Raw genomic sequence first — 17,302 nt, forward strand, 5'->3', positions numbered from 1 at the left:
GCTTTTCAGGCGATCAGCGAAGGCCCGCCTGATTTAACTACCTGCTAAACATTTCTCCGAATCCCGGTTAGTGTCTGCGAAAATGAGCAGACGACAGGTCGCAAAACATGAGTGGCACAGGTAAATCGCGCACCCCCCTGGTGGCGGAGCGGCGTTATCCGGCGGACAAACCGGTAAAAGCAAAACCGGCTGGCAAAAAGAAACCAGCGCGGCGCAAAGCCGCACGCAAAACCGCGCGCAAACCATCGGGCAATCTGCTGGTGCGGCTTGTTGTTGGCCTGTTCAGCCTGACGACGCGCCTGATCTGGCGACTGACCTGGATCGGCACCACTGTCACTGCAGCGCTCGTGGGGCTTGGGGTCGCCTATTTTTATTCGACCATGCCTCCCGCCAGCGATTTCTTTGATCAACGGGCCCGGGGCTCGGTCACCCTGCTGGACCGTGACGATCAGGTGTTTGCGTGGCGCGGCGAGCAGTTTGGCCGCCAGCTTACCTCAGATACGGTGTCTCCCTACCTGAGAAACGCCATCATCTCCACTGAAGACAAACGCTTTTATGGCCATTTCGGTGTCAGCCCCCGTGGCGTGGCTTCTGCGGTCCGCATCAACCTTTCTGCCGGTCGTGGCCCCTTGTCCGGCAATGGTGGCTCTACCATCACCCAACAGACCGCCAAGCTGATCTGCCTGGGCACGCCCTATATTCCTGCCAACTGGGACAGCGAAACCGCCTATGAAGCCGAGTGTCGCCGCTCCACCATGTGGCGCAAAATTAAAGAAGCCGTTTATGCGGTGGCGATGGAAGCCCGGTACAGCAAGGGCGACATCCTCACCATATATATGAGCCGCGCTTTTCTCGGCGAAGGGTCGCGCGGATTTGAAGCCGCCAGCCAGCGCTATTTTGGCAAGTCTGCCGCCGAAGTCACCCCAGCAGAAGCCGCCATGCTGGCCGGACTGCTAAAAGCGCCGACGCGTTATTCGCCGACCGCCAGCCTCGAGCGCAGCCAGGACCGCGCCGCAGTGGTTTTGCAGCTGATGTTTGAGCAAGACTATATTTCTGAAGCGCAGCTTGCGGACGCCACCGCCCAGCCAGCGCAGCTGTCTGCAGCAGCCGAAGCCCGCGCCGGTGGTTATTTCGCCGACTGGGTGATGGGAGCAGCGCCAAGTTTCCTGACCCGTGACACCACCGAAGACGTTATCATGCGCACCACTTTTGATCCGCGCATCCAGACTGCGGCTGAAGAGGCCATGACCAAAATATTTACTGACAGGCTCGACGAAGACTCCACAATCCAGGCTGCCATCGTGGTGATGTCGGCGGATGGCGCAGTGCGCGCCATGGTGGGCGGGCGCAAGTTCAAAGGGATTGTTGGGCAGTTCAACCGCGCAGTGCAGGCCAGACGGCAAACCGGCTCCGCGTTCAAACCTTTCGTTTATGCCGCTGCGCTGGATCTGGGCATGAGCTATGCCGACGTGGTTGTGGATGAAGAATATTGCGTCGATGTCCCGGGCTCCGGTGAGTACTGCCCGAAAAACTACTCCAAAAAATTCATGGGCCGCGTGACCCTGACGGACGCCTTGCGCCATTCCCTCAACATCCCGGCGATCCGGGTGGCGGTGGATACAGGGCTAGAAACCGTACGCACCGTGGCCTCAATGTTTGGCATCCAGAGCGATCTGGCCCAGGGGCCGGCACTGGCGCTGGGTGCCTCGGAGTCAACCCTGATTGAGATGACCGGTGCCTATGCCGGCATCCTGAATGGCGGCACTTCTGTCACGCCTTATGGCATGATCGACCTGCGCCTTGACGGCGACGATACGGCGCTGATGGGTCAGGACGGCGGCCTGGGCGAGCGGGTGATCACCCAGGACACCGCCCGGGAGCTAATCTATATGATGAACCAGGTGGTCGAAGCGGGCACCGGCAAACGCGCCCGGATCGAAGGCACCGAAATTGCAGGTAAAACCGGCACCACCCAGGCCGGGCGTGACGCCTGGTTCATGGGTTTTACCGGAGATTATGTCACCGGCGTCTGGATGGGGAATGACGACAATTCGCCGATGAAACGCGTGACCGGCGGCAGCTACCCGGCGGAAATCTGGCGCGAAACCATGAGCCGGGTGCAGGATGGTACACCGGGCACACCGCTGCCGATGATCCGGCCAGCGTCACGACCGGTGGTTCCGCCGGAAGTGGCCCTGGCGCCGGTGCGGGCAACAGGTGACACCGCCGAGCGCGCATTGCTTGGTGTATTGCAGAGAATCTTTGGCACCGGCCAGTAGGCCCCGCCTGGTCAGCAGAAACCGCCCTCACCGGGCGGCCTGCAGGCCGCCCGGTGATCAGATGTTGCGCAGGTCTGCGGTCAGTCGGCGCACGTCACCGCGCCGGTTGTCCAGCATGGCCCCGACTTCGGCGCGCTCCGCTTTCAACAGGCTGACACCTTCGATTTCCATATCGATAAAGCGGCCGGATCTGCCCGCCACCACGAAAATCACTTCAAAGGGAGGCTGCCCTTTGAGCGTCGCGAGGCATTTCACCTCAAAGAAGGACTTGACCGCTTTTGCGCTCTTCACCTCCATTTTACCGCCAACGAATTCGCGGAAACGCCGGCCGTATTTGCGGGAGATATAGCCCTGGAATGACGTGGTAAAATCGGCCAGCTGTGACGCTGAAAGACTGCGGGCGGGCGGGCCCAGCGCGCTGCGGGCGATGATTGGAACATCCGCATAATCGCGGAATATGTTCTCAAAATCGCTCAACATCACCGTTTCTGGCTGACCGGAATTGATGATTCGATTGATGTCACGGACAACTTTTCCGATCAGATTCGTCGCATCTGCGGAACTGTAGGCGAAAGCAGGGACGGCGGTAAAAACCGCACCGAATGCTGCCAGCCCGGCCACAAACTGGCGGCGGTTTACAATGTCACTCATACAGGTCCTCATAGATATCATAGACGTCTTCGCCGCTGGTGGTGTCACCAAGCAGAAAGCGACGGTTTTCAAGATAGAGCAGCCGCGACTGAGCGTAACTGTCTTCGCTGTCATATAGGATGCTGTCGACCGTATCGGAATAGGTGTAACGCGAATTTGCAACGTCGGCCGCGCTGGCAATGGTGCTGGCGGTGGCGACATCCGTTGGTGCGAAAAGCCGAAGCGGGTCCAGCGCCAGGTCAACCACTATACCTGCCGCAGCGCGGGTGGTCGAAGGGCCCAGCAGCGGCAGCTCCAGATAAGCGCCCTCACCGGCGCCCCAGACATATAATGTCTGGCCAAAATCGTTGCGCCGCAGCGGAAACTTCGCTGCCGCCGGGTCCAGCAGACCGCCGAGCCCGATGGTAGAATTTAGCAGAAAGCGAACCGTGTTATGGCCGGCATTTCTGAGATTGAATTGCAGAAGATCATTCACCACCACCCCCGGCACCGACAGGTTGGACGCCATGTTTGACACGCCCAGGCGCAGTTCAGGCGGTAGGATTTTCCCATAGCCCTGTGAAACGGGGCGCAGAACATACTGATCCAGCTTTCGGTTGTCTTCGTGGATGCCACGGTTCTGAACCTCGAAGGGATCATAGGTGCCGCGCGAAACCTCAGGCCGGGCGCAGGCCGAGACAAACAGAAGCCCGATCAGAGCAGCCATTCGAATTTTTGTGCGAAACTTGTGGGCCATGTATCTTCTACCTGAATTATTCCGTGGCGCTTACAGCATTTTCAAATAGTGATGCCGGCTGCGATGCAAAGGGCAGAATCGGGTATCAGCGTAAATTTGTGACTAATTAGAAACAGGAAACTTCTGGTTTTCATCCAAGTCTCCAAATGTACCTGAAAATCGCCTGAAATGGAACAAACACGGGTCAGCCAAGCTGAGGAAACATCACGCCGTCAGAAGGGAAACGATATGACGTCGGTATTCTGAGCCATACTGCGTTTTGACAAGCCGCCTCACCCAGTCGGACACAGCAGCCATGTAGCGGACTGCTGTCAGGCTGCGAAGCACCGCCCTGATTGCAACAGGTACAAACTGTCCGAAAAAACATCTTCTGTTCGTCCTCGCTGCACATCCAGGTGACCGATTATTTTACTCACGCCTTTGACGAAGGCCATTTGGGGGTTTTCCTGTATCAAAAGCCGGAGTAGCGTCTGCCAGACCCAATTCGGAGAGATACAATGAGCACTCAAATCGACGCACGCCTGGCGGAACTTGGCCTGACATTGCCTGCGGCACCGATGCCTGCCGCCAACTATGTCCCTTATGTTATTTCCGGCAATCAAATCTTTATCTCCGGTCAGATTTCCGCCAATTCCGACGGGCTGATCACCGGCGTCGTGGGCCGTGATCTGACCACAGCACAGGGCGCAGACGCTGCCGGCACCTGTGCGCTCAGCCTGCTGGCTCAGGCCAAAGCTGCCTGTGACGGTGACCTGGGCCGTATCGCCCGTCTCGTGAAGCTGACCGGCTTTGTGAACTCCACCGCCGAATTCACGGATCAGCCCAAAGTGATCAACGGTGCGTCTGACCTGTTCGTCGAAATCATGGGGGACGCTGGTCACCACGCGCGTTCTGCCGTGTCCGCCGTGTCGCTGCCACTTGGTGTAGCGGTTGAAATCGAAGCGATTTTTGAACTGAAATGACCAGATTGCCTGACGCCTTTCTAAAGGCTCCGATCGCCCACCGCGGCCTGCACGACGTGTCGTCAGGCCGCCCGGAAAACTCACCCGCAGCCTTTTTGGCTGCGATTGAGGCCGGTGTAGGTATTGAACTTGACCTGCAACTGTCCAAAGACGGCGAGGCCATGGTGTTTCATGACTATGACCTTGGGCGGGTGACCGGCGAAACAGGCCCGGTGCGTCAACGCACTGCGGCCGAGCTCGGCGCCATTGCCCTCACAGGGGGGAGTGACACTATCCCCACTCTGAAACAGGTCCTCGCGCTGGTTGACGGTCGCGTTGCCCTGCTGATTGAGCTGAAAGATCAGGATGGCGCCATGGGGCCCGAGACCGGTCCGCTGGAAGCGGCCACTGCCCGGGCGCTGCAAGGTTACAACGGCCCGGTTGCCCTGATGTCGTTCAACGCCTGGTCGGTCGCCGAAGCTGCACGGGTGATGCCGGAACTGCCGCGCGGGTTGGTCACTGCGCCTTTTGACCCGGAAGAAATGTCACTGGTGCCGGAAGCGCGGCGCGAGACGCTCAGAAAAATCGCGGATTATGACCGGGTGGGTGCCTGTTTTATCAGCCACAGCCATACCGATCTGGCATCTGAACGGGTGGCAGAGTTGAAATCTCTTGGGGCGGACATTCTGTGCTGGACCATCCGCAGCCAGGAGCAGGAAGACGAAGCCCGCAAAGTCGCCGCCAACGTGACGTTTGAAGGCTATACTCCCAGCCGGGCCTGACCGTCAGGTGACCGGTCCACATTCTCGGGCGGAACAACGGAACTGCATGTTATGAGCCAGGGTACAGAGATCAGTGTTCTGAGCGGAATGGATCAGATCGCCGCTGCAGAGTGGGATCTCTGTGCCGGGGCTGAAGATCCGTTTGTCAGCCACCGGTTTTTACTGGCGCTGGAGGTATCCGGCTCGGTCGGACCGGGCACGGGCTGGACACCGCATCATCTGGTGGCGCGCCAGGAGGGGCAAATCATTGCAACGGCCCCTCTTTATGGCAAATCCCACAGCCAGGGCGAATATGTGTTTGACCATGGCTGGGCCCGGGCGCTGGAAAATGCCGGCGGGCGCTATTACCCGAAACTGCAGATCGCAGTGCCCTTCACCCCGGTGGCAGGGCGGCGTCTGCTGACCCGGTCCGGGTTTGAAATGGTGGGGCAATCGGCACTTATTCAGGGCGCGGTTCAGCTTGCCGCCGGCAATGAGCTGTCCTCGCTGCACATCACCTTTTGCACAGAGACCGAGGCCGATGCAGGGGAAGCGATGGGTCTGCTGCGCCGGGAAGATCAGCAGTTTCACTGGGAAAACAACGGATACGCCGATTTTGACGCATTTTTGAATGCCCTGTCGGCGCGCAAACGCAAGCAGATCCGCAAAGAACGCAAGCAAGCGCAGGCTTTTGGTGGTGAGATCATCTGCCTGACCGGGGACGCGCTTGAGCCCCGCCACTGGGACGCGTTCTGGCAGTTTTATCAGGACACCGGGTCGCGCAAATGGGGCCAGCCCTATCTGACCCGGGACTTTTTCAACCAGGTGCAGGCGACGATGCGCGATGACGTGATGCTGGTGCTGGCGCTGCGCGACGGGGTGCCGGTGGCCGGCGCGCTGAACTTCATTGGGCAAACAACGCTTTACGGGCGTTATTGGGGCTGCACCGAGCACCATCCCTGCCTGCATTTTGAACTGTGTTATTATCAGGCAATGGACTGGGCAATCAACCACGGGCTTGTCCGCGTTGAAGCCGGCGCCCAGGGCGAACACAAGTTGGCGCGTGGCTATTTGCCCAATAAAACCAATTCACTGCACTGGATATCCGAACCCGGATTTCGTGAGGCGGTCGCCGATTATCTGGTGCAGGAGCGCCAGGCGGTGGGCCAGGACATCGAAATCCTGACCAGCTATGGCCCGTTTAAAAACACTCCGGCGGACGAATAGGCGGCGGTTCGCATCAGGCAGGCTGTTTCTGGCCCGCGACCTGCCCCTGCATTGGAACACATAAACCCCTGCACGGGCTGGACATTCACCCGAAAAAGTTGAGCTTTGCCTGCTGGCGTGTAATCAGGCTATGGTGACGAAAAGCGACATCAAACCCGCAACAAAAATGGATCGCAGGGCATGGAAAACGAGCAGATTAACCAGTTTATCGACGCCTATATGGGCACAGTTATCAATGTGGGCATGAACGTTCTTTATGCCTTTGTAATCCTGATCGCCTCGATCTGGATCGGCGGTCTGGTGAAAAACCGCATCATCGCGGTTGCGCTGAAACATGAAGAGATTGACGACACGCTGTTCACTTTTGTCGGCTCGCTGGTGCGCTATGGCATTCTGGCGCTGGCCGGAGTGGCGATCCTGGGGGTGTTCGGGCTGCAAACCACCTCGCTGGTGGCGCTTATGGGTGCGGCGGGTCTGGCGGTCGGCCTGGCACTGCAGGGCACTTTGTCCAACCTTGCGGCCGGGGTGATGCTGATCATGTTCCGTCCTTTCAAGCTTGGGGATTACATCACTGCGGCTGGAGAAAGCGGCACCGTAAAGGCCATCAGCCTGTTCACCACCGAGCTGGCGACACCAGATAATGTGCAGGTCATCGTCCCTAACGGTGGTATTTGGGGGGGATCGGTCACCAACTTTTCCTACTACGAAACCCGCCGGGCGGAGTGGACTTTTGGTGTGTCTTACGGATCCAACCTGGCGGATGCCGAAAAAATCATCCGCGACGTGATCATGGCCGACCCGCGCGCCAAGGCGGATCCGGCGCTGTTCATCCAGGTGGCAACGCTTGGTGATTTCTCAGTTGATTTTCTGGTCCGGGCCTGGTGTGACCGGGGCGATCTGTTCGCGTTCAAGACCGATATGACCCGCCAGGTCAAAGAAGCGCTGGATACCGGCGGCATCGACATCCCCTTCCCGACCCGGACGCTTATTCAGAGCTGATCCCGCCTGATCAGAGCCAGTTTGCGGGCGCCACGGCTTAATTGCGTGGCGCCTTTCTGCCCGGAGTTTTGTACAAATTGCACATTTCAGGGCATGGGTTGTGCAAAACCGGACACAGATCGTGAACGTCAAACGGCGGCGAGCATTGTCTCGGCTGAAGAGATGTCACAGACGCCGCGCTTTGCCTCGGCATGCAGCACCTTGACCACCCCGTCACTGATCAGCATGGCGTAGCGCTGGGAGCGGCCGAAAAGCCCGGTCGCTGCAGCACTGAACTCCATCCCCATTGCGGCGGTAAAACTGCCGTCCGCATCCGCCAACATCGTAATCCCGGCATTGCTTGCGCCACTGGCTTCCCCCCAGGCGGCCATTACAAAGGGATCGTTCACCGAGACGCAGATAACCTCGTCCACCCCTTTGGCAAGGAACGCGTCACGGTTGCGCATAAAGCCAGGCAAATGCGCCGCGGAACACGTGCGGGTGAACGCGCCGGGCAGCGCGAACAGAACCACTTTGCGCCCGGCCAGCTTGTCGGCCAGTGCTACGGTTTCCGGGCCATTGGCACCGAGTTGCATCAGTGTTGCCGGGGCAATGCGATCACCTGTCTGTATTGTCATAACTCTCATTCCTTTTGCTCGCGCCTGCGTGATTGTCATTTCATCTGCAGTCGATATAGGGTGCCTGGCAACAATGACCTAAGGGGATTTCCATGAGCGGTATTATTATTCTTGGCGCCGGCCAGGCCGGGCAGTCCCTGGCGGTGAAACTGCGTACCCTGGGTTACGGAGGCCAGGTGACGCTGATCGGGGCGGAAACCGAGCCGCCCTATCAGCGCCCGCCCCTGTCCAAAGCCTATTTGTTGGGCGAGATGCCGCTGGAGCGTCTCTATCTGCGTTCCGATGAATTTTACGCAGAGCAGAATATTGAGCTGCGTCTTGGCGCGCCGGTCGAGGCGGTGGATGCGGTGGGTAAAACCGTCACTGTGAATGGCGAGACGCTGCCCTGGGACCAGCTGGCCTTTACCACCGGTTCCAGCCCGCGCCACCTGCCCGCCTCTATTGGTGGCGCGCTGGACGGGGTGTTTGTGATGCGCGATCTGGCGGATGCGGACGCGATGGCGCCGCGCCTTGTGGAAGGCGCATCCGTGTTGATTGTTGGTGGCGGTTACATCGGGCTTGAGGCGGCGGCGGTGGCGGCCAAAAAGGGGCTCAGGGTCACGCTGGTTGAAATGTCGAACCGCATACTGCAACGGGTGGCGGCGCCGCAGACGTCAGATTATTTCCGCACCCTGCATCAGGGCCACGGGGTGGATATCCGCGAAGGCACCGGCCTGTCGCATCTGACCGGCGAGGGCCATGTGTCTGGCGCTGTGCTTTCTGACGGCTCTGAGCTGGCGGTGGATTTTGTCATCGTCGGCGTTGGCATCACGCCCGACAGCAGCATCGCTGAGGCCGCAGGCATTGCGCTGGAAAATGGCATCAAGACCGACACCCACGGCCAATGTTCGGTGCCCGGGGTCTGGGCTGCGGGCGATTGTGCCTCGTTCCCCCATATGGGGCAGCAGATCCGGCTGGAAAGCGTCGGCAATGCCATTGATCAGGCCGAACTGGTGGCAGCGAACATGCTGGGCGCGGCGAAAGCCTATGTGCCCAAACCCTGGTTCTGGTCCGATCAGTATGAGGTGAAACTGCAGATCGCCGGTCTGTCCACTGGCTATGACCATATTGCTGAGCGGCATGATGGCGATGGGTTGTCGTTCTGGTATTATGCGGGTGAGACGCTGATTGCTGTGGATGCGATGAATGATGCAAAGGCCTATATGGTGGGCAAGCGTCTGATCGAGGCCGGCAAATCGCCGGCACCTGACGTGGTCTCCGACGCCGCTGTGGTGCTCAAAACCCTGCTGAGGGCCTGATGCGGATTATTGCGGGCGAGCTGCGCGGCAAAAAACTGGCCAGTGTTGGTGCCGGGGATGAGGGCGCGCATCTGCGCCCGACCACCGACCGGGTGCGCGAAAGCCTGTTCAACGTGCTGATGGGCGGCGCCTATGGCAATCCGATCTATGGGAAGCGGGTGCTGGATTTGTTTGCCGGCACCGGCGCGCTGGGGCTGGAAGCTCTGTCGCGCGGCGCATCACACGTGACGCTGGTCGATGACGGGCGCAAGGCGCTGTCGCTGATCCGCGAAAACGTCACCCTGTGCCGGGCGCAGGATCGCAGCACAGTGGTGAAACGGGATGCGACGAGGTTGGATACAAATTCCGGCGCGCCCTATGACCTGGTGTTTCTCGACCCGCCTTATGGCAAGGGCCTGGGGGAAGACGCATTGGAAGCGGCGCTGCGTGGTGGTTGGATCGCCGATAACGCGCTGGTGGTGTTTGAGGACGAGGTGCCGCAGATGGCGCCCCTGGGGTTCCGGCGGCTCGATTGCCGCAAATACGGCAGCACCCATATCGCCTTTATGGAGCGGGAATTATGACCCCGGGCCTGGTAATTTTTGATTGTGATGGCGTGCTGGTTGATACGGAGCATACCACCAATACGGTGATTTCGCAGAACCTGGCCCGCTACGGGCTGGCCATCACGCCAAAGGACTGCCTGTCACTGTTTGTCGGTGGCACCATGGAAGCTGCGGGTCATCAGGCACAGCGGCTGGGGGCCGATCTGCCGGAGAACTGGCTAAGCGAAATCTATAGTGAAATGTTTGCTGTGCTGAAACAGGGCGTGGCGGTGATTGACGGTATAGTTGCTGCGCTCGACCAACTGGAGGCGCTTGGGGTGCCGTGCTGTGTCGCCTCAAACGGGCCTGAAGACAAGATGGATGTGACACTGGCGCCGTCTGGCCTTTTGCAGCGGTTTGAAGGGCGGATCTTTTCGGCGCATCGCTATGACACCGCGAAGCCGGAGCCGGAACTGCTGCTGATCGCGGCGCGCCACATGGGTGTGGCGCCGGAACATTGCGTGATGATTGATGACAGTCCCGCCGGCGTCATCGCCGCAAAACGCGCCGGCATGCGCGCGATCGGCTATGATGATCAGGATGATGCTCAGCGCCTGGAAAAACATGGCGCTGAGGTAATTTCTCATATGCATGATCTGCTGCCGCTGCTGGGGTTTCAGCCTCAGGTCGGGTGAAATTTCCCGGCGGGTGACAGGGTGAAAATCTCGCAGCCATCTTTGGTGACGCCGATGGAATGTTCAAACTGGGCGGACAGCGATTTGTCGCGCGTTACTGCGGTCCAGTCATCGCCCAGAACTTTGGTTTCGGCGCGCCCCAGGTTGATCATCGGCTCGATGGTGAAAAACATGCCCTCTTCCAGCACAGAAGCGGTGCCGGGACGGCCATAGTGCAGCACGTTGGGCGGCGCGTGGAACACCCGGCCCAGACCATGGCCACAGAAGTCACGCACCACTGACATCCGGTTGCCTTCGGCGTATTTCTGAATGGCGTGACCGATGTCGCCAAATGTGTTGCCCGGTTTCACCGCGTTGATGCCTTCAAACAGCGAATCATGGGTGACCTGGATCAGCCTTTCCGCTTTGCGCGACTGTTTGCCCGCCACATACATGCGCGACGTGTCGCCAAACCAGCCGTCCAGAATCACCGTGACATCGATGTTGAGGATATCGCCGTCTTTCAGTTTCTTGTCGCCGGGGATGCCGTGGCAGACCACGTGGTTCACCGAGATGCAGGAGGCGTGCTGATAGCCTTTGTAGCCGATGGTGGCCGAAGTGGTTCCCAGTTCGGTCACCCGGCGGGTGATGAACGCGTCCAGCGTACCGGTGCTGACACCAGGTTCGATCAGCGCCGCCACCTCGTCAAGGATCTGCGCTGCCACCTGTCCGGCGGCGCGCATGCCGGCAAAATCGGCGGGGCTGTGAATACGGATGCCGTCTTTGGTGATGCGGCCGCGGTGACTGTCGTCCAAGAGCTGTCTCCAGTGTGGGAGGAATACCAGATGTTCGCGCGCTGTTTTATGTCAGATCCGGATCGAATACCACCGGTGCGCGCAGAGTGATTTCACTGGCGCTGATATGGGTATCATAACACAGGGTTTCCACCCCCGCAGCACGGGCTTTTGCGAAGGCTTGCGCATAGGCCGGGTCAATGTCGCGCGCCAGGGTGACCTTTTGGCAGTCGTCGCGCGCCACCAGAAAGAGCATAACCGCACGGTGGCCCAGGGCGAACATCGTGGCCAGTTCGTCCAGGTGTTTCGCGCCGCGTTTGGTGACGCTGTCGGGAAATTCCACGAGGCCCGGACGGCGCGACAGGGTGACCGATTTCACCTCCACATAGCAGTCCGCTCTGGTGCCCGGTCCGGGGCCTGGGGTGGCATCAGTCGCGGCGCCTGACGCTGCGTCTGTCGCAGAACCGGGCGTCGCCCCGCTCAGCAGGAAATCCACCCGTGAGGCGTCGCCGTATTTCACTTCCGGGCGGATATCTGCATAACCCGCCAGCTCCGGAATGCGACCCGAACACAGGGCTTCTGCCACAATCCGGTTGGCCAGCGAGGTGTCGGTGATGACAAAGGCGCCCGGGTATTGCGACAGGCGCCAGCCGTAATCCAGCTTCTTTTTCGGGTCCGTATTGGGTTCGACCCAGAGCCTGGTGCCGGGCTCTGCCATGCCCATCATCGAGCCGGGATTGGGGCAATGGGCGGTGACTTCACGCCCGTCCTCCAGCCGGATGTCAGCGAGGAACCGTTTATAACGGCGGAGCAAAGTGGCGGGGATCAGGGGCGTGGTAAATTTCATGCCCTTTGATAGCGGCCTGCAGTCCGTGTGGAAAGGTTGACTTGTAGGACAGACTGGCTTGTGGGGAAGGCTGGCCTGTGGGGAAGACCGGTGGCAGGACGGGCGGCGCCAGCGGGAGACTGGCCCCGGGGTAAAGGCTGGACCGGGGATGGGAGGAATTGGGCCGGCGGGGGCGATAACTCGGCCCGTCACCATAGGCTGGCGCAGACGAAGGTCCGGGCTGCCGGGCAAGACTGACCTGAAAGGAAAGACTGACTTCGGGGCAAAGGCCGAACCCGGGAAATCTCTGGCAAGGGCGACAAGAAGGCCCGTCAAAAAAAGGCCGACGCGAGAGATGCGCCGGCCCTGGCATTTCAACCGGATCAGTTGCGGCCGGCAAGCACGCCGCCGTCCACGTCCCAGACCGCGCCGGTGACCCAGGAGGTGTCGTCTGAGAGCAGGAAGTCGATGGATTTCGCCACGTCCAGTGCCCGGCCGACACGGCCGATCGGATGGAAGGCGTCAAACGCGCCGGTCAGGGTGGATTCAATTTCCGACGGCTCAATAAAAGAACCATAGATCGGCGTCACCACCACGGCGGGGGACACGGCGTTGACCCGGATCCCGTGGTCGGCCAGCTCCATCGCCAGATGCTGGGTCATCGCGTGCAGCCCGGCTTTGGCCATCGAATAGGCGGTGGAGGGCGTCGCTTTGACCGCCTGTTTGCCCCACATGGAGCCGATGTTGACGATGGAGCCGCCGCCGTTGTTTTTCATGTTTTCCGCCACCGCGCGGGTGATGAAAAACGTCGCTTTGTTCAGATCCATATAGGCGTCGTAATCGGCCTCTTCATTCTCAAGGAACGCTTTGGGCGCAAAGCTGCCGGCGGCGTTGACCAGGTGTTTGATGTGACGTTTCTGCGCCGCGATCTCCGCGATCAGGGTTTTGACCTGGCCAGGGTCGCGCAGGTCCAGCACCCGGGTTTCTACCAGGCTGTCATTGGCCAGATCGGTGCGGGCGGCGTCAAGTTTCCCTGCATTAGAGCCTATTATGGTCACATGGTTGCCCCTGGCGACGGCGAGGCGGGCGGTTTCCAGCCCCATGCCGGAAGAGCCGCCGATGATCAGTGTGGTGGGAGAAGTGGTCATTTTGAAATCCTCTATCTATCAGTAGGTAGGTTGTACGACTCACCTATGCCCGTTGACGGCCGCGAAAGCAAGGCTTATCTATCTGCAGGTAGACAAGGAGACAGATTCATATGGTCCAGACCCGCCCCCAGCCCGGCCCCCGGAGCACTGCCAGGACCGGCCCGCAGAAAAGCCCACTGGCCAGCCCGCCCTCTGAGACGGCGAGCCGCATCATGGACATCGGTGAACGCATGGCGCGCGGCGGTGGTTATAACAGTTTCAGCTTCCGCGAGATTGCCGCCGAGATCGGCATCAAACCGGCGAGCGTGCATTACCACTTTGCCACCAAAGAGCTTTTGGGTGCGGCCATTGCGAGCCGCTACACCGAACGGTTTTTACAGGCGCTTGGCGCGCCGGATGCGCTGGCACCGGACATCGCCATTGGGCGTTATATTGAGGCCTACCGAGGGGCTTTGATACAAGAAGAGCTGATGTGTCTTTGTGGCATGTTCGGCGCGCAGATCGCCTGCCTGCCGGAAACCGTCGCCCATGAGGCGCAGGCATTCTTTGAACGCAATATGGCCTGGCTTGAAACGGTCTTTGCGCGCTCCGGTTTCACGCCTGAGGCGGCACGCCCAGAGGCGGCGTCGCTGATTGCGACACTGGAAGGGGCGATGATCCTGGCGCGCACGATGCAGGACCCTGCCCTGTTTGATGCGATCCTTGCGCGGCGCAACTGATTGCAGCAGGGGGCAACTCCGTTATGGTGTCCGCAACTGAACAGGAGAGCCGTGATGAAAAACCCGACAGCCGCTATGCTTGTGATTGGCGACGAGATACTTTCGGGTCGGACCCGCGATGCCAATATGTATTACCTTGCCGGCGAATTCACCCGTATTGGGGTCGATTTGCTCGAGGTGCGCATGGTATCAGACGATGCCGGCGCGATCACCAGCGCGGTGAAAGCGCTGGCGGCGCAATATGACACGGTGGTCACTTCGGGCGGCATCGGCCCGACCCATGATGACATCACCGCCGATTGCATTGCCGCCGCTTTTGGCGTGAAAATCGGGCTGCGCGATGATGCGCGCGACCTGCTGGCAGCGCATTATGCCGCCCAGGGCAAAGAGTTCAACGCGGCCCGTCAGCGCATGGCGCGCATCCCGGACGGGGCCACGCTGATCGACAATCCGGTGTCCATCGCGCCAGGGTTTACGCTTGAAAACGTGCATGTGATGGCCGGGGTGCCCAGCGTGTTCAAAGCCATGGTTGCCAGCATCCTGCCCGGCTTAAAGGGCGGCGCCCCGCTGCTGTCGCAAAACCTGCGCATTCACCGCGGCGAAGGTGATATTGCCGGGCCATTGGGTGCGCTGGCTGAAGATTTCTCTGATCTCTCGATCGGCTCCTACCCGTTTGTTCAGGACGGCGCCTATGGTGCCAATATTGTCATCCGGGGTCAGGATGGCGCCAGGGTGGATGCGGCGATGACCCGGCTGGCGGCCGAATTTGCAGGCGACTGCGCGTGAACCGGCCAGATGCGCCTGACCTGGCCCGCCTCTATGACGTGGTTGAGGCCACCTGGCCTGCCGCCGGCAGTCGCCGGTCAGGCCCCTGGCGGATCCGCGAGGGCGCAGGCGGCGGCAAACGGGTCTCTGCCACCACAGCTGAGGGCGACTGGCAGCCCGGCGACATTGCCGCGGCTGAGGCAGCGATGACGGCGCTGGGGCAAGACCGGCTGTTCATGATCCGCGAGGGCGACGACGCGCTGGACGCAGAGCTTGAACGCCGCGGCTACCGGGTGATTGATCCGGTGGTGATCTACCTGGCCGACGCGGCGGATATTGACGCTGGCCCGCCACCACCGGTGAGCTCATTTGAGATATTTCCGCCACTGGCGATCATGCGCGAAATCTGGGCAGAGGGCGGCATTGGTCCCGGGCGCCTGGCGGTGATGGCGCGGGTACAGGGGGTTAAAACAGCGATTCTCTCGCGCCATAAGGACCGCGCCGCTGGTGTTTCTTTTGTGGCGCTGGACGGTGACATTGCCATGATCCACGCCATAGAAGTTAACCCGGAGATGCGGCGACAAGGCTGCGGAAACAACATCTTGCGTGCAGCCGGACACTGGTCCACCACCAATGGTGCGCGGTTTTTCGCCCTAATTGTGACAAATGCGAATGATGCCGCAAACTCGCTGTATGCTAAGCTTAAGATGAATCGGGTGGGGGCATATCACTACCGGATCAGATGAGAATGCATGAGGCAGAATTGACCAAGAGCGAGCCGCAGGCCACAGCGCTGGATTTACCCGTGGTGAATCCACTGCCCCAGGACACACAGGACTATTTTGAGCTGTGCCAGCAAAAGCTTGGCATGGTGCCAAACGTGTTGAAAGCCTATGCGTTTGATATCGAGAAGCTGAACACCTTTACTGCCATGTACAACGACCTGATGCTGGGCCAGAGCGGGCTGAGCAAACTGGAACGTGAGATGATCGCGGTGGTGGTCAGCTCAATCAACCGTTGCTGGTATTGCCAGGTCGCCCATGGCGCCGCCGTGCGCAGCCTGTCCGGAGATCCGGCGCTGGGCGAAGCGATGGTGATGAATTACCGCGTGGCCGATCTGACCGCCCGCCAGCGCGCGATGCTGGATTTTGCCGCCCAGGTCACCCGCGCCTCCAGTGAAGTGACGGAAGAGGACCGCCAGGCGCTGCGTGCCGTTGGCTTCAGTGACCGCGATATTTTCGACATCATTGCCGTGACCGGATTTTACAACATGACCAACCGGGTTGCCTCGGCCACAGCTATGGTGCCCAACGCTGATTACCACGGTCAGGCCCGATGAGTACGGCGGTGAAGACATATGCGCCGGCCCTGTGCCGCCTGGCAGCGGCCCGTGTCGCAATGGCCGGCCTGGCCCTGGCGGCCGCCCCGGCGCTGGCGCTGGATCTGTCACAGCCAGTGGCTCTGGTGCAGACCGCCTCCACCAGCTTCCAGGTGCCAGTGGCGCCGTGGAACGGGCAGCAGGTTGAGGTGGTGCGGGCCGATGGCGCGCTGCAACAGCAGGCCTTCCGCATTGCCGGTGACGCCAGCACCCGTGCCCTGATGGACACGATGCGGGCGGAACTGAGCGGCCAGGGCTATGAGGTGATCTTTGAATGCACCACTCAGGCTTGTGGCGGTTTTGATTTCCGCTTTGCGGTGACGGTTCTGCCGGAGCCGGATATGCATGTGGACCTTGGGGATTTCCGCTACCTGTCGGCGCGGCGTGGTGATGATTATGCCACCGTCATGGTCAGCCGCAGCGCGGCGGCCGGTTTCATCCAGCTGTCCCAGGTTACCGCCGGGGCCACGCCTGTGGTGCAGATCGTCACCGCCACCAAAAGCTCTGCGCCTCAGGAGTTGGGCGCACTGCTGGAAAACGACGGATACGCCCTGCTGGACGGAGTGGAATTTGCCTCGGGCTCAGATGAGCTGGAGCCTGGCGGCGATATCGTGCTGAGCCAGCTGGCGGATTATATGCTGCGCAATCCGGACAAAAGCGTGACGCTTGTCGGCCATACCGATGCGGTCGGGGCGCTGGCGGGCAATATTGCCCTGTCACGCAAACGGGCGCTGTCAGTGCGGGCGCGGCTGATCAAAGATTTTGGCGTGCCGGAGGTCCAGCTGGCCGCTGACGGGGTTGGTTTTCTGGCGCCGCGTTTCAGCAATCTGCAAGATCAGAGCCGGGCTAAAAACCGCCGGGTAGAAGCGATCCTGACCTCGACCCGCTGAGCCAGTCACGCGGGCTGTGCAGCGCCCCGTGCGCTGCCACGTGATCGTGCCAAAAGGCGCTGAACCAGAACCACC

Annotated in this window: 19 protein-coding genes; 13 read left to right on the forward strand and 6 right to left on the reverse strand. The window is 60.4% G+C overall.

The window, feature by feature from the left end:
* The first annotated feature begins 107 nt into the window (after window positions 1-107).
* The gene (locus DWA01_RS20465) at window positions 108-2,279 is read left to right on the forward strand and encodes a transglycosylase domain-containing protein (RefSeq protein WP_114287660.1); all 2,172 of its coding nucleotides are present in this window, start codon (window positions 108-110) and stop codon (window positions 2,277-2,279) included.
* 57 nt (window positions 2,280-2,336) lie between these two features.
* Here DWA01_RS20465 and DWA01_RS20470 read toward each other — a convergent pair whose 3' ends face one another.
* The gene (locus tag DWA01_RS20470; RefSeq protein WP_114287661.1) at window positions 2,337-2,930 is read right to left on the reverse strand and encodes an MlaC/ttg2D family ABC transporter substrate-binding protein; all 594 of its coding nucleotides are present in this window, start codon (window positions 2,928-2,930) and stop codon (window positions 2,337-2,339) included.
* Window positions 2,923-3,666: an MlaA family lipoprotein gene (locus DWA01_RS20475; RefSeq protein ID WP_114287662.1), complete on the reverse strand. Its 744-nt coding sequence runs from the start codon at window positions 3,664-3,666 to the stop codon at window positions 2,923-2,925. Before DWA01_RS20475 ends, DWA01_RS20470 begins: the two co-directional genes overlap by 8 nt.
* A gap of 497 nt (window positions 3,667-4,163) precedes the next feature.
* Here DWA01_RS20475 and DWA01_RS20480 point away from each other — a divergent pair, with 497 nt between their 5' ends.
* The 4 genes from DWA01_RS20480 to DWA01_RS20495 all read left to right on the forward strand — a co-directional run bounded on the left by DWA01_RS20480 (window position 4,164) and on the right by DWA01_RS20495 (window position 7,594).
* Complete coding sequence (locus DWA01_RS20480; protein ID WP_114287663.1) at window positions 4,164-4,628, forward strand: RidA family protein; 465 nt, start codon at window positions 4,164-4,166, stop codon at window positions 4,626-4,628.
* On the forward strand, window positions 4,625-5,389 hold the full coding sequence (locus DWA01_RS20485) for a glycerophosphodiester phosphodiesterase family protein (RefSeq protein WP_114287664.1): 765 nt from the start codon (window positions 4,625-4,627) through the stop codon (window positions 5,387-5,389). Before DWA01_RS20480 ends, DWA01_RS20485 begins: the two co-directional genes overlap by 4 nt.
* A 51-nt stretch (window positions 5,390-5,440) precedes the next feature.
* Window positions 5,441-6,595: a GNAT family N-acetyltransferase gene (locus DWA01_RS20490; RefSeq protein ID WP_114287665.1), complete on the forward strand. Its 1,155-nt coding sequence runs from the start codon at window positions 5,441-5,443 to the stop codon at window positions 6,593-6,595.
* A 180-nt stretch (window positions 6,596-6,775) separates the two neighbouring features.
* Window positions 6,776-7,594, forward strand: coding sequence for a mechanosensitive ion channel family protein (locus tag DWA01_RS20495; RefSeq protein ID WP_114287666.1), 819 nt, complete (start codon window positions 6,776-6,778; stop codon window positions 7,592-7,594).
* Window positions 7,595-7,722: 128 nt separating this feature from the next.
* Here the strand turns inward: DWA01_RS20495 and DWA01_RS20500 are convergent, their stop codons facing one another.
* Window positions 7,723-8,211, reverse strand: coding sequence for a peroxiredoxin (locus DWA01_RS20500; protein ID WP_114287667.1), 489 nt, complete (start codon window positions 8,209-8,211; stop codon window positions 7,723-7,725).
* A gap of 92 nt (window positions 8,212-8,303) precedes the next feature.
* Between DWA01_RS20500 and DWA01_RS20505 the strand changes: the two genes are divergently transcribed.
* The 3 genes from DWA01_RS20505 to DWA01_RS20515 are packed head-to-tail and all read left to right on the forward strand — an operon-like array spanning window position 8,304 to window position 10,728.
* Complete coding sequence (locus DWA01_RS20505) at window positions 8,304-9,509, forward strand: NAD(P)/FAD-dependent oxidoreductase (protein ID WP_114287668.1); 1,206 nt, start codon at window positions 8,304-8,306, stop codon at window positions 9,507-9,509.
* Window positions 9,509-10,072, forward strand: coding sequence for a 16S rRNA (guanine(966)-N(2))-methyltransferase RsmD (rsmD, locus tag DWA01_RS20510; protein ID WP_114287669.1), 564 nt, complete (start codon window positions 9,509-9,511; stop codon window positions 10,070-10,072). Before DWA01_RS20505 ends, rsmD begins: the two co-directional genes overlap by 1 nt.
* The gene (locus DWA01_RS20515; RefSeq protein ID WP_114287670.1) at window positions 10,069-10,728 is read left to right on the forward strand and encodes an HAD family hydrolase; all 660 of its coding nucleotides are present in this window, start codon (window positions 10,069-10,071) and stop codon (window positions 10,726-10,728) included. Before rsmD ends, DWA01_RS20515 begins: the two co-directional genes overlap by 4 nt.
* On the opposite strand, the gene map is transcribed toward DWA01_RS20515, so the two are convergent.
* From map to DWA01_RS20530, 3 genes are all read right to left on the reverse strand, one after another.
* Window positions 10,716-11,522 (reverse strand): type I methionyl aminopeptidase, encoded by an 807-nt coding sequence (gene map, locus DWA01_RS20520; RefSeq protein ID WP_268807757.1) that lies wholly within the window; start codon window positions 11,520-11,522, stop codon window positions 10,716-10,718. The two genes, DWA01_RS20515 and map, sit on opposite strands and share 13 nt — an antisense overlap.
* Window positions 11,523-11,568: 46 nt before the next feature.
* Window positions 11,569-12,348, reverse strand: coding sequence for a DNA/RNA nuclease SfsA (locus tag DWA01_RS20525; RefSeq protein ID WP_114287671.1), 780 nt, complete (start codon window positions 12,346-12,348; stop codon window positions 11,569-11,571).
* Between the two features lie 362 nt (window positions 12,349-12,710).
* A complete protein-coding gene (locus DWA01_RS20530) occupies window positions 12,711-13,475 on the reverse strand; it encodes an SDR family NAD(P)-dependent oxidoreductase (RefSeq protein ID WP_114287672.1) in 765 nt (254 codons plus the stop codon).
* 110 nt (window positions 13,476-13,585) lie between these two features.
* Between DWA01_RS20530 and DWA01_RS20535 the strand changes: the two genes are divergently transcribed.
* The 5 genes from DWA01_RS20535 to DWA01_RS20555 are packed head-to-tail and all read left to right on the forward strand — an operon-like array spanning window position 13,586 to window position 17,227.
* Window positions 13,586-14,194, forward strand: a complete 609-nt coding sequence (locus DWA01_RS20535) for a TetR/AcrR family transcriptional regulator (protein WP_200832631.1) — start codon at window positions 13,586-13,588, stop codon at window positions 14,192-14,194.
* Window positions 14,195-14,248: 54 nt separating this feature from the next.
* Entirely contained in the window at window positions 14,249-14,980 is a 732-nt protein-coding gene (locus DWA01_RS20540; RefSeq protein WP_114287673.1) for a competence/damage-inducible protein A, read from the forward strand.
* Window positions 14,977-15,705, forward strand: a complete 729-nt coding sequence (locus DWA01_RS20545) for a GNAT family N-acetyltransferase (protein ID WP_235008637.1) — start codon at window positions 14,977-14,979, stop codon at window positions 15,703-15,705. Before DWA01_RS20540 ends, DWA01_RS20545 begins: the two co-directional genes overlap by 4 nt.
* Window positions 15,706-15,707: 2 nt before the next feature.
* Window positions 15,708-16,298, forward strand: coding sequence for a peroxidase-related enzyme (locus tag DWA01_RS20550; protein WP_200832632.1), 591 nt, complete (start codon window positions 15,708-15,710; stop codon window positions 16,296-16,298).
* An 8-nt stretch (window positions 16,299-16,306) separates the two neighbouring features.
* Complete coding sequence (locus DWA01_RS20555; RefSeq protein ID WP_160116083.1) at window positions 16,307-17,227, forward strand: OmpA family protein; 921 nt, start codon at window positions 16,307-16,309, stop codon at window positions 17,225-17,227.
* Window positions 17,228-17,302 lie beyond the last annotated feature (75 nt).

This window comes from Candidatus Halocynthiibacter alkanivorans (assembly GCF_003333265.1).
GTDB lineage: Bacteria > Pseudomonadota > Alphaproteobacteria > Rhodobacterales > Rhodobacteraceae > Halocyntiibacter_A > Halocyntiibacter_A alkanivorans.